Source organism: Streptomyces sp. NPDC025784 (assembly GCF_055558435.1).
This window is the reverse complement of the sequence record NZ_JBVHMN010000001.1, coordinates 1-12,582: the sequence shown is the minus strand read 5'-3', so window position 1 is coordinate 12,582 and position 12,582 is coordinate 1. Positions and strand designations below refer to the sequence as shown.

Annotated in this window: 8 protein-coding genes and 1 pseudogene; 6 read left to right on the top strand and 3 right to left on the bottom strand. The window is 72.9% G+C overall.

Going from position 1 to position 12,582, the window contains the following annotated elements; all coding sequences use genetic code 11:
- Positions 1–140: 140 nt before the first annotated feature.
- Together polA and ACZ4IF_RS00040 are read left to right on the top strand one after the other, a co-directional pair.
- Positions 141–2,867 (top strand): DNA polymerase I, encoded by a 2,727-nt coding sequence (gene polA / locus ACZ4IF_RS00045; RefSeq protein WP_467558121.1) that lies wholly within the window; start codon positions 141–143, stop codon positions 2,865–2,867.
- Between the two features lie 624 nt (positions 2,868–3,491).
- Entirely contained in the window at positions 3,492–4,286 is a 795-nt protein-coding gene (locus ACZ4IF_RS00040) for a hypothetical protein (protein WP_467558119.1), read from the top strand.
- Here ACZ4IF_RS00040 and ACZ4IF_RS00035 read toward each other — a convergent pair.
- Positions 4,189–5,061, bottom strand: a complete 873-nt coding sequence (locus tag ACZ4IF_RS00035; RefSeq protein WP_467558117.1) for a DUF4184 family protein — start codon at positions 5,059–5,061, stop codon at positions 4,189–4,191. The genes ACZ4IF_RS00040 and ACZ4IF_RS00035 overlap by 98 nt on opposite strands.
- A 342-nt stretch (positions 5,062–5,403) precedes the next feature.
- On the opposite strand from ACZ4IF_RS00035, the gene ACZ4IF_RS00030 reads away from it, so the two are divergent.
- From ACZ4IF_RS00030 to pgfA, 3 genes are all read left to right on the top strand, one after another.
- A complete protein-coding gene (locus ACZ4IF_RS00030; RefSeq protein ID WP_467558115.1) occupies positions 5,404–7,107 on the top strand; it encodes a lytic transglycosylase domain-containing protein in 1,704 nt (567 codons plus the stop codon).
- A gap of 139 nt (positions 7,108–7,246) precedes the next feature.
- The gene (locus ACZ4IF_RS00025) at positions 7,247–7,381 is read left to right on the top strand and encodes an SPW_0924 family protein (RefSeq protein ID WP_345643982.1); all 135 of its coding nucleotides are present in this window, start codon (positions 7,247–7,249) and stop codon (positions 7,379–7,381) included.
- Between the two features lie 82 nt (positions 7,382–7,463).
- A complete protein-coding gene (gene pgfA / locus ACZ4IF_RS00020; protein WP_467558113.1) occupies positions 7,464–8,456 on the top strand; it encodes a cell envelope lipid trafficking protein PgfA in 993 nt (330 codons plus the stop codon).
- Positions 8,457–8,460: 4 nt separating this feature from the next.
- Here the strand turns inward: pgfA and ACZ4IF_RS00015 are convergent, their stop codons facing one another.
- Positions 8,461–11,160 (bottom strand): ATP-dependent RNA helicase, encoded by a 2,700-nt coding sequence (locus tag ACZ4IF_RS00015; RefSeq protein WP_467558111.1) that lies wholly within the window; start codon positions 11,158–11,160, stop codon positions 8,461–8,463.
- Positions 11,161–11,242: 82 nt separating this feature from the next.
- Positions 11,243–12,199, bottom strand: a complete 957-nt coding sequence (locus ACZ4IF_RS00010; RefSeq protein WP_467558109.1) for a methyltransferase domain-containing protein — start codon at positions 12,197–12,199, stop codon at positions 11,243–11,245.
- A gap of 227 nt (positions 12,200–12,426) precedes the next feature.
- Between ACZ4IF_RS00010 and rpsA the strand changes: the two are divergent.
- Positions 12,427–12,582: pseudogene (rpsA, locus tag ACZ4IF_RS00005) on the top strand (30S ribosomal protein S1); the annotation flags it as partial.

Sequence of the window (12,582 nt, the reverse complement as noted above, 5' to 3'; positions counted from 1 at the left end):
CGACACCTCGTACCCCGGCCGAAATCCTCGCATGTCGTGCCGGCGGGGCCCCCGCCGGGCCCGCGGTGTCCGGCACCGCGGGCGCTCGTACCGGGCCGGGAGGGCTCTCGATGTCAGTGGGGCGTGGCAGGATCGGGGGCGTGGCAGAAACAGCATCGAAGAAGACCGAGAAAACCGCGGGTGCGGGTCGTCCGCGGCTGATGCTCATGGACGGGCACTCGCTGGCGTACCGCGCGTTCTTCGCGCTGCCCGCGGAGAATTTCACCACCGCGACCGGCCAGCCGACGAACGCAATCTACGGTTTCGCGTCGATGCTGGCGAACACGCTGCGCGACGAGGCGCCCACGCACTTCGCGGTGGCCTTCGACGTCTCGCGCAAGACCTGGCGCTCCGAGGAGTTCACCGAGTACAAGGCGAACAGGTCGAAGACCCCGGACGAGTTCAAGGGGCAGGTCGAGCTGATCGGAGAGCTGCTCGACGCGATGCACGTCCAGCGCTTCGCGGTCGAGGGCTTCGAAGCCGACGACATCATCGCCACGCTCGCCACCCGGGCCGAGGCCGAGGGCTTCGAGGTGCTGATCGTCACCGGCGACCGCGACTCGTTCCAGCTGGTCTCCGAGCACACCACCGTGCTGTACCCGACGAAGGGTGTCTCGGAACTGACCCGGTTCACCCCGGAGAAGGTCGTCGAGAAGTACGGGCTGACGCCGGCCCAGTACCCCGACTTCGCGGCCCTGCGCGGCGACCCGTCCGACAACCTGCCGGGCATCCCCGGCGTCGGCGAGAAGACCGCCGCGAAGTGGATCAACCAGTTCGGTTCGTTCGCGGACCTCGTCGAGCGCGTCGACGAGGTCAAGGGGAAGGCCGGACAGAACCTGCGCGACCACCTGGAAGCGGTGAAGCTCAACCGCCGCCTCACCGAGATGGTCAAGGACGTGGAGCTGTCCCGCACGGTCCCCGACCTGGAGCGCGCGGCGTACGACCGCAAGGCCGTCGCGATGGTCCTGGACACCCTGGAGATCCGCAACCCCTCGCTGCACGAGCGGCTCCTCGCCGTCGACCCGGGGGCGGAGGAGGCCGAGACGGCCCAGCCGGTCGCCGAGGGCGTCGAGGTGGACGGCACGGTGCTGGGTGCGGGCGAGCTGAAGCCGTGGCTCGCCGAGCACGGCACGGCGGTCCTCGGCGTGGCCACCGTCGACTCGTGGGGCCTGGGCACCGGCTCGGTGGCCGAGGTCGCGCTCGCCGCCGGCGACGGCGCCGCCGCCTGGTTCGACCCCTCCCAGCTGGACGAGGCCGACGAGAACGCGTTCGCGACATGGCTCGCCGACCTCGCCAAGCCCAAGATCATGCACAACGCCAAGGGCGCGATGAGGGTCTTCGCCGAGCACGGCTGGAGCATCGAGGGCGTGTCCATGGACACCGCGCTCGCCGCCTATCTGGTCAAGCCCGGCCGCCGCTCGTTCGCACTGGACGCGCTGTCCCTCGAGTACCTGGGCCGGGAGCTCGGACCCGCCGCCGCGGCCGACGGGCAGCTCGCCTTCGGCACCGACGACCGGGCCGAGGCCGACGCACTGATGGCACAGGCCCGCACGATTCTGGACCTGGGCGAGACGTTCGTGGGCAAGCTGGAGGAGGTCGGCGCCACCGACCTGCTGCGCGACATGGAGCTGCCCACGTCCGCGCTGCTCGCCCGCATGGAGCGCTTCGGCATCGCGGCGGACAGGGCCCATCTCGAAGCCATGGAGCAGATGTTCGCGGGCGCCGTGCAGCAGGCGGTGAAGGAGGCCCACGCCGCCGCCGGGCACGAGTTCAACCTCGGCTCGCCCAAGCAGCTCCAGGAAGTGCTCTTCGGCGAGCTGGCCCTGCCGAAGACCAAGAAGACCAAGACGGGTTACACGACGGACGCGGACGCCCTCGCGTGGCTCGCGACGCAGACCGACAACGAACTGCCCGTGATCATGCTCCGCCATCGCGAACAGGCGAAGCTGCGCTCGACGGTCGAGGGTCTGATCAAGACGGTCGCGGCGGACGGCCGCATCCACACCACGTTCAATCAGACCGTCGCGGCGACGGGCCGTCTCTCCTCCACGGACCCGAACCTCCAGAACATCCCGGTCCGCACGGACGAGGGGCGCGCGATCCGCCGGGGCTTCGTGGTCGGCGAGGGCTTCGAGTCCCTGATGACCGCGGACTACAGCCAGATCGAACTGCGCGTGATGGCCCACCTGTCCGAGGACGAGGGGCTGCTGGAGGCGTTCACCTCTGGCGAGGACCTCCACACCACCGTCGCCTCCCAGGTGTTCTCCGTGGAGCGGTCCGGAGTCGACGCGGAGATGCGCCGCAAGATCAAGGCGATGTCGTACGGCCTGGCCTACGGGCTGTCGGCCTTCGGCCTCTCGCAGCAGCTGAACATCGAGGCGGGCGAGGCCCGTGCGCTGATGGACACCTACTTCGAGCGCTTCGGCGGGGTGCGGGACTATCTGCGCCGCGTGGTCGACGAGGCGCGCGCGACGGGGTACACGGCGACACTCTTCGGCCGCCGCCGCTACCTGCCGGACCTCAACAGCGACAACCGGCAGCGCCGCGAGGCGGCCGAGCGGATGGCGCTGAACGCCCCGATCCAGGGCACGGCGGCGGACATCGTCAAGATCGCCATGCTGAATGTGGACCGGGCGCTGCGCGAGGCGGACCTGAAGTCCCGAATGCTCCTCCAGGTGCACGACGAAATCGTCCTGGAGGTCGCCCCGGGCGAGCGCGAGCGGACCGAGGAACTGCTGCGCCGCGAGATGGCGTCGGCGGTGCAACTCCGGGCTCCCCTCGACGTGTCCGTCGGCACCGGCACGGACTGGGAGTCGGCAGCACACTAGAGCCGTTCCTCGGTGTCCCCGCCGGGCTCCGGCGGGGACATCTGGTTTTCGGCGGTGCGCTCCGCTCATCGGGCGGCCGCCGGCCCCGGCGGGGGTGCTGTCTCCCGGGGGCCCTGTCTCCGGGCGAGCCGGTCTTCGGGGTCCGGTCCTCGGGGCCGGTCACCGGGAGGGGCGCCGCCCCTTGGGAGCCTGTCCTCGGGGTCGCCCCGGGGGAGGTCTGACGTCCCGAGGCCGGTGAACGCCGGGGGAGTGGTCCCCGGTGGGTCCAGCACCGGAGAGCGGGTGCGGGTGGTCCCACCGGGAGGGCTGGTACGGAGCAGGCCCGGCTGGGTGAGCCGGTGCTGGAACGTCCTGCCGGGACGAAGGCTGGTGCTGGAAGATCCCGCCGGGAGGACCGGCGTGGGGCAGGCGCGGCCCGGCGGGCCGGTGCAGGAGCGTGCCGCCGGGCGGACCGGCGCGGGCAGGCCCCGCCGGGGAGCCCGTACCGGATGGCCCGCCGGAAAGGCCGGCACCGTGGCGACCGGCCCGGCGGGGCAGGCGCGGGACCGCGTCGGCTCCGGGGTCGTCACCCGGGTGGCCCCCGCAAAGACGCCCCCGGGCCGGAGCGGCCGCAAGGATGCGGGCATGGGTATACGCATGCTCCACCGCCGTACGGTCATGGCCACCGCCGTCGTCTGTGCGGCCACGGCCGTCGTCCCGGCGCTGCTCGCGCCGATGCCCGCTGTCGCCGCGGGAGCCGGTACCGCCCAGGTGCCCGCCACGTACCGCACGCCCCGTGACCCCGAACGCGCCGCCCGGATGTCCCGCGACACCTGGGCGGCGCTGTCGTCCCGCGCGGGCACCGCCCCGGCGGCGGTCCACGAGGACGACACCGGGCTGAGCTGCGCCCGCGCGAGCGAGCGGCAGTGCGACGAGGTGAGCGGCGCCCGGGGCGTGCTCATGGAGGCCGTCCTGCGCCTCGCGGAGACACGGCTGCCGGGTGTCCTCACCGACGCCCGTTCCTTCCTGAAGACCCGCACCCACGGACTGATGCCGATCGGCCGGATCCGTGGCGACGGGCGGCTCCTGCCCTCGGGCACGGCGCGCCGGCCGGCGACCCACCCCGAGGACGGCCCGCTGCTCAGGACCCGGCACGGGTGGCGGGTGCACGGCGTCGGCGCGTTCAAGGGCACCCACCGCACCTACCGCATGGTGGTCCTGACCCGCGACAACCCGACGACGCCCTACCAGGTCCGCACCATCGGCCGGATCGCGACCATCGGGCGCATCGCGCAGGTCGTGCACCGCGGCCTCAACCAGGGCCGCGGCCTCATCCAGGGACTCAGCCCGCAGAGCGTGATCGGTCAGGAGCCGGACGGCCCGGTTCCGTACGAACCGCTGCCGGGCCGGGACGACCCGGAGCAGGACGCCACACCCTGATCCCGGCCGCGTACAGCGTGAGGCCGAGCGCCAGCCCGGCACCCCCGCCGAAGCACACCGTCGGGATCAGTTCCCAGGGCTTGGCGGTGGACCCCCAGTAGGCCCACCAGCGCGACGCCCGCTGCGCCGCGCCCAGCAGCGCGCAGCACCCGAGCACGGCGGCGGCGAGCCACCGGTCGGACGAGGACAGCACGGGCACCCCCACGGGCTCACCGGGGGGCGTCCGGCGCAGCGCGACGACCACGAAGACCACGAGCACGACCGCCGCCACGGCCGAACTGCCGTACTGCGCGTACCAGAACACCGGCGAGCCGCCCACGTCCCGCCCCAGGACGGGGAAGAGCCGTACGCCCCACCGGTCGTGATGCGTGAACGCGTCCCACACGACATGGGTCAGCCCGCCGAGCACCGCGGAGACGTACCACCACAGGGCCGTCGACCACCGGGGACGCGTACGGGCCGTGCCGCAGCGCAGCAGCCGGGCCGGACGCCCCTGCGCGGCGGCCGGCAGCAGCGCCACCAGCGGCTCGCGGAGCACCAGCCAGGCGGCCACGAGTGCCCACGCGACGAGCACGTCGAAGGTGAGGACACCGGGCAACGAGTGCGTGAACGTTCCGAAATCCATCGCCCCGGGCAGCACACTCGCCGCGTAGTAGGTCATGTCGGGAGCGAACGAGCCGGCCACCAGCACGGCGGGGACCAGCCTGCCGCGCCCCGTCCCGTCGTCGCGCACGCCCGGCAGTACCGCCGCCGCGTGGCTGAGAGTGAAGGGCAAGTCGTCCCCCTGCGGCTAGGGTTGGCCGAGCATGCCCGGCACGGTGATCACCGACGCCCAGTATGAGGGACGGCGGGACATGGCCAACCGGTGAAAAACGGGCGCGAACGGGTGCCCGCGCGACGGAAGTTGTCGTAGGGTCACCTGGGTTGCCGTACTGGGGGCACGGGAACGGTCGAACATCAGAGCAAAAGCGCGAAGCGGCCCACGAGGAACCGCCAAGCACAAGAGAATCTCTGAATACAAGAGAATCGCACAGCACAGACGCACAACCGCACAGACGCACAACCGCACAGCGGACCACAGGTGTACGGGCGGTCGTCCACGGGAGGGGTTCACTCGATGTCGGCGCAGGCGCATTTCGGCAGGAGGCTGCGCAAGGGAGCGGCCACCACCGCTGTGGCCGCGGTCGCGGTCGCGGCTCTGGCCGCGTCCCAGGCCCCGGGAGTGACCACCGACAACCGCGGCAGACAGACGACCGGCTCCGATTCCACGCCGAGCCCGGACAACGACGACACCGCGACCGGCAACTCGCGCTACTACACCGACCTTCCGCCGCTGGACAGCCCCAGCCCGTCGCCGACCGTCGGCACCCCGGCGCCCCGGGGCGAGGCCGAGGCGGGCATCCCCGCGACCGTCCTCGACGCCTACAAGAAGGCCGAGGCGTCCCTGCGCGAGTCCAAGCCCGGCTGCAACCTGCCCTGGCAGCTGCTCGCCGCCATCGGCAAGGTCGAGTCGGGCCAGGCCCGCGGCGGCCGGGTCGACGCCTCCGGCACCACGTACTCGCCGATCCTCGGCCCGGTCCTGAACGGCAACGGCTTCGCGAACATCAGCGACACCGACAACGGCGCGTACGACGGCGACAGCACGCACGACCGCGCGGTCGGCCCGATGCAGTTCATCCCGTCCACCTGGGAGTGGGCGGGCCGTGACGGCAACGCCGACGGCAAGAAGGACCCCAACAACATCTACGACGCGGCGCTCGCCGCCGGACACTACCTGTGCCGCTTCGACCACGACATGTCGGTCCAGGCGCAGATGAACGCGTCGATCCTCAGCTACAACAACTCGACGGCCTACCTCAACACCGTCCTGTCCTGGCTGGAGTACTACCGCAAGGGCACGCACGAGGTGCCGGACGGCACCGGCACGCTGCCGTCGCACGACAGCGACGACAGCTCCGGGAGCCTTCCGACGCCGACTCCGCCCGCCACCCCGGCGCCGCCGTCCAAGCCCGCCGAGCCGGGGAAGCCGGGCAAGCCGAAGCCGGGCGACGGCACGTCGAGCCCGACCCCGCCCACCTCGCCGCCGTCGACCACTCCGCCCCCGACCACGCCCACCCCGACGCCGACCCAGACGGTGGACCACCTGGAGGACGCGGGCACCGGGAAGCTCACCGCCATGGCGGGCGACTCCTTCGACCGGAAGGTCGCCGTGCGGACCGAGACCGAGGACGGCAAGGCCGTGGCGAAGGTCCGGGTGCGGTTCACCATCGTCGGGGACGCCACGGACGCCACGTTCAGCGGCGGAGAGACGGTCGCCACGGTGGTCACCGACAAGCTGGGCACGGCCACCGCGCCTGCGCTGGTGGCCGGCGAGAAGACCGGTGACTTCACGGTCCGCGCCACCGTGGTCGGCCGCGTCATGTCCGGCCTCGACTACACGGCGACCGTCACCGCGCGCCAGGCGGACACCCTCACCCGCACCGGCGACGCCGCGCTCACCTGCGTGCCGGGCGGCGAGTTCGCCGAGCAGGTCGAGGTGAAGGCCACGTACAAGGGAGCCGTCGCGGACAAGGTCGCGGCCACCGCGACCCTCGTCAAGTCGGCCGACGACGCCACCGTGAACGACAAGGGCCCCTACTTCAAGGACGCGGACGGCAAGACCGTACGCACCCTCACGGGCCTGACCACGGACACCGACGGCGTCCTCAAGCTCCCCAAGCTGTACGCGGACGACACCACCGGCACCTTCCTGCTCCGCATCGACACCGCGGGCGGCGCGACGCTGACCGTCGAGCTGAAGGTGGCGGCGGCCGCCTCGTAGGACCCGTTGCACCACGGCGCCCCTCCGGTTTCCTCCGGAGGGGCGCCGCCGTGTGTGTGCGACGTGTTCTCATCTCGCCCCGCCGTTGCTACGGTGCCGGACCTGACGGTGTATCAGCTCATGGTCCCGGGAGGCCCGTATGCGTGCCCTCATCGCCGCCGCGACCGGTCTCGCCGTGGCCCTCGCCCTGGTGCTGACCATCACCGCCATGGGCTCGCCGGCCGGCAGCACCTCACCGAAGCCGATGCTGACGACCGTGCCCGCACACCCGTAGCCCGCGGCCCGCGCCCGAGGCCCGCTTCCGGGCCACGAGGCCCGTGCCGGCCCGTCCGCAACACCCAGGGAGGGACGCCGAGATGCGCCGCAAGGCAAGCCTGATCCTGCTCGCCTTCGCCGTGTTCTTCACGGCGCTGTCCCCGCTGCTGCGCTGGTACGCCTTCCCGCGCCTGGCGAAGATCCCCGCCGGCCAGTACCAGGACATGGTCCTGGAGGCGAAGGACGCGACCCTCCTCGACTACGACACCATGAAGGCCAGGAAGGTCCCCAAGGTCACCATCGTGCAGACCCTGAAGGGCAACGTCGAAGCGTCCGAGAAGATCGAGAGGACCGCGGGCCGCGACGTCGTCGTCTGGGACTCCCTCTCCTACGTCCAGGGCCCCGACGGAAACATGGTCTCCAAGCTGCCCGAGCGCTACATCTTCGACGCGCACAGCCAGGAACCCGTCCACGCCACCGGTGAATCCGTCGACGGCGACCCCGTCACCCGCCAGGGCATCGAGTTCAAGTGGCCCTTCCAGACGGAGAAGCGGGACTACGAGTACTTCGACGCGCAGACCCGGACCTCGGCCCCCATCCACTACAAGGGCACCCGGACCTTCCGCGGCGTCAAGGTCTACTACTTCGAGCAGACCATCCCCTGGACCAAGGTCAAGTTCCCCAAGATCATGCCGGTCGAGGGCATCACCCCCGAGTCGGTCGCCAAGACGGGCACCACCCGCTGGTACACCACGGTCCGCAAGTTCTGGGTGGAACCGGTCACCGGAGCGCCCGTGTACGGCGAGGAGATCCACAAGGAGGAGCTCCGCGGCGGCACCCTGCTCGGCGACCGCGACAAGGTGACGGCGTTCGCCGGTCACGTGAAGATGCGCGAGGACTACATCGAGTACACGGTCGATCTGGTCGAATCCAACCGCACCCTGGTTCTCCTGATGACCTCCTACCTCCCGTGGGGCTTCCTCGTCCTCGGCGCCGGGCTGCTGTCCCTGTCCCTCTATCTGGAGGCCCGCAGCCGGCGGCCGGGGGACCCGGAACCCGCCGGGGTCACCGAACCGGAGCCGGTCGGCGCCTGACCGGTCACGTCCTGCGCAGCCGGGCGTTCGTGTGCCGGGTCGGCTCCGCCGTCGCCGGGTCCTCCGGCCACGGGTGCTTGGGATACCGCCCGCGCAGCTCGGCCCGCACCGCCCGGTAGCCGTCCTTCCAGAAGGAGGCGAGGTCCGCCGTGACGGCGGCGGGACGTCCGGCGGGGGAGAGGAGGTGCACGAGCAGGGGCACACCGGCGACCCGGGGCGTCTCGGCCAGCCCGAACATCTCCTGCAGCTTCACCGCCAGGACCGGACGCTCAGGGTCGGTGTAGTCGATCCGGATTCCGGACCCACTGGGCACCTCGACGCGCTCCGGCGCGAGCGCGTCCAGTCGCGCGGCGTCCCCGCTCGCCCACGGAAGCAGCCGGGTGAGGCGCTGTCCCGCGTCGATCCGCCCCAGATCGGCGCGCCGGCGCGCCTGGCCGAGCTCCGGCTCCAGCCACTCGTCCACGCGCGCGTGCAGGGCCTCGTCGGACACGTCGGGCCAGGGGTCGCCCAGATGCGCGTGCAGGAAGGCCAGACGCTGCCGCAGCGTCTCGGCGTCCCGCGTCCACCGCAGCAGCCCGAACCCCTCGGCGCGCAGCCCCTCCACCAGCGCCTCGCGTACGAGTCCGGAGCCGGCGTCGCGGACCGGACGTACCGCCAGTTCCACCGCCCCGAGCCGCTCGACCCGGCGCGCGACGACGTCGCCGTCGGCCCAGCCGACCTCGTCGCCCTCGGCGTACAGGTGCGCCGCTGCCCGCCGGGCCGTCTCCTCGTCGATGACGGCGCCGAGCCGCACGCGCGCGTGCCCGGCGCCCACAGGCCGGTCGGCCACGGCGACCGCGAGCCAGGGAGCGGCCCGCAGACCCGTGCCGTCCCCCAGCTCGGCCCGGGTCCCGGACACCATCAGATATGAACCGCCGTGCGAACGAGCGACGCGCTCGGGGAAGGCGAGGGCGGCGACGAGGCCCGCGACGTGGTCGTCCCCGGTCCGCGCCGCGCCGCCCCGCCCGGCGGCGGAGGACGACGACAGCCCCGGCGACGGCCGGGCGGACCCCTCCTGGGCGGCCCCCGGCGCCCGCCGGGCGGTCTCCTCCGGGGCGAGCTCCCGCGCCTGCCGAGTGGCCCCCTCCGGGGCGAGCTCCCGCGGCGGTCGGGAGGACCCCTCCGGGGTGGTACCCGGCTGCGAAGGCCCCGGTGCCGACATGGTCCGCAGCCGCTTCGCCTCCGACCGCCACCGTCCGGCGTAGGCGTCACCGCCACGCCGGGCGGCACGCCAGGCCGCGGCGAGATCGTCGCCGTACTCCCTCGGCGGCTCCTCGCTCAGCAGGGCGACGACCTCGGCGGCGCGGGCCGCGCCGACCTCGGGCGCCGCGTCCAGCAGGGCGCGGGCGAGCCGCGGGTGCAGCCCGAGCCGGGACATGCGGACACCCCGGTCCGTCGCCCGCCCCGAATCGTCCACCGCGCCCACCGCCGACAGCACGGCGCGCGCCGCGGCCATCGCCCCGCCCGGCGGCGCGTCCAGGAGAGCCAGTCCCGTCGCGTCCGGGTCGCCCCAGCAGGCTGCCTGTAGGGCGAACGCCGTCAGGTCCGCCACCTTGATCTCCGGTGCGGGGAAGCGGGCCAGCCGCCCGTCCTCCGCCTCCGTCCAGCACCGGTACACCGCTCCAGGAGCCTCACGTCCGGCCCGTCCGGCCCGCTGCCGCCCGGCCGCCTGCGAGGCCCGTACGGTCGTCAGGGCGCTCAGCCCGCGCGCGTGGTCCACACGCGGCTCCCGCGCCAGCCCGGAGTCGACCACCACCCGCACACCGGGCACCGTGAGAGAGGACTCGGCGACCGAGGTCGCGAGAACCACCCGCCGCCGCGCCCCCGGGGAGAGCACGGCGTCCTGCACTGCGACCGGCGCCCGCCCGTGCACCTGGAGCACGTCCACGTCGCCCCGGCCCGTCGGGTCCCCCAGCTGTCCCGCGACCCGCGCGATCTCCCCCACCCCGGGGAGGAAACACAGGACGTCCCCCTCGCGCTCCGCCAGCGCCCGCCGCACCACCGACGCCACGTGCGTCAGGAGCGCAGGATCCACCCGCATGCCGTGCGGCGGGCGGACGGGGCGGGCGGGCGGCGCCCAGACCACGTCGACCGGGTACGACACGCCCGCGGCCTCGACCACCGGCGCGTCGCCCAGCAGCCGGGCCCACCCCTGCGCGTCCGTCGTCGCCGAGGCCGCCACCAGCCGCAGTTCCGGCCGCAGGGCGGCCCGGACGTCCCACAGGAAGGCCGCCACCGTGTCGGCGTCCAGATGCCGCTCGTGGCACTCGTCCAGCACGACCACGTCGACGTCCGCCAGCTCCTGGTCCCGCTGGAGCCGCTGCAACAGCACACCGGTCGTGACGACCTCCACGCGCGTGTGACGGCCGACCACGCGCTCCCCGCGCACCGTGTAGCCGACGCTCTCGCCGACCTTCTCGCCGAGCAGCCACGCCATGCGCCGCGCGGCGGCCCGGGCCGCGATCCGCCGCGGCTCCGCGACGACGACCCGGCGCGCTGGCCGCCCGTCGTCCAGGAGACCGGCGAGCACGAGCGGCACCAGGGTCGTCTTGCCGGTGCCGGGCGGCGCGACGAGCACCGCGGTGCCGTGGCCCTCCAGGGCGTCGTCCAGGCCGGGCAGGGCGCCGCGCACGGGCAGCGCGTCCAGAGCGTCGTAGCGGATCACGCCCCCAGTCTCGTACGCGGGTGGAGGCGGCCTCCACGTGCGCGTGCCGTACCGGCGGCACAGGTGGCAGCCGCCGCCTGTGTCAGTCGCGCTCGCAGACGAAGATCGCCGTGCCGGGGATGAGGTTCCCGCGCAGCGGTGACCAGCCGCCCCACTCCTGGGTGTTCCAGGCGGGCCACTGCGGCTCGACGAGGTCGACCAGCCGGAAGCCGCCGGCCACGACGTCACGGACGCGGTCCCCGATCGTCCGGTGGTGCTCGACGTACACCGCGCGTCCCTCCTCGTCCTGTTCCACGTACGGAGTGCGGTCGAAGTACGAGGCGGAGACGCTGAGCCCCTCCGGGCCGGGTTCGTCGGGGAAGGCCCAGCGGATCGGGTGCGTCACGGAGAAGACGAAGCGGCCGCCCGGCCGCAGCACCCGGCGCACCTCCCGCAGGACCCGCACCGGGTCGGCGACGAAGGGCAGCGCCCCGTAGGCCGAGCACGCCAGGTCGAAGGAGCCGTCCGCGAAGGGCAGGGCGCCCGCGTCGGCCTCCACCAGCGGCACGGCGCCACCTATGCGCAGCGCGTGCTGGAGCTGGCGGTGGGAGAGGTCCAGGGCCACGGGCCGCGCCCCCTGCCCGGCCAGCCAGCGCGAGCACTGGGCAGCGCCGGCGCCGATCTCCAGGACGTCCTTGCCCTTGAGCTCCTCCGGCGGCCCGAGGAGCTCGGCCTCCACCTCGTCGAGGCCCTCGGGACCCCATACGAACCGGTCGTCGCCGAGGAACGTGCCGTGTTCGACCTGGTACTCGTCCGCGTTCCGGTCCCACCAGCCGCGGTTCGCGCGCGAGCTCTCCGCGGCGTCCGCGGTGCGACGAGTTGCTTCCGGTTCGAACGCTTCGGGCTCTTGGATGATCGGCTCCCTCGTAATAGTCTGCGGCCCACCGTCCGACCCGCCGGGGGTGTCACGACAGGGGTGCCCCAGGGCCCGCGTGGCCTCGTGTGACAGGTTTTGTGCCGGGTATGCGGCGATCCGCCCCGGGTGTGCGCCTTCGCGCATTGACCCTGCCCGGCTGCCCCCGTATGCTACAAGTTGCGCTGCGGGCCTGCGCTCCTCAGACGTAGCAGGCTGCGCTCGCATCTGTATGTATGTCCCCTCGGTTGTCGAGGCGCCCCCGGGTCACCGGGTTCGGCGCTTCCTTGGCTGTCCGGCTTCTGCAGAGCGAAACGGGCTCCCGGCGCAAGCAGTACCTACGACTCAATGTCCGTACCGGAGCCCTTTCCCACATGACGAGCAGCACCGAGACCACCGCCACCACCCCGCAGGTTGCGGTCAACGACATCGGTAACGAGGAAGCCTTCCTCGCCGCGATCGACGAGACGATCAAGTACTTCAACGACGGCGACATCGTCGACGGCGTCATCGTGAAGGTCGACCGGGAC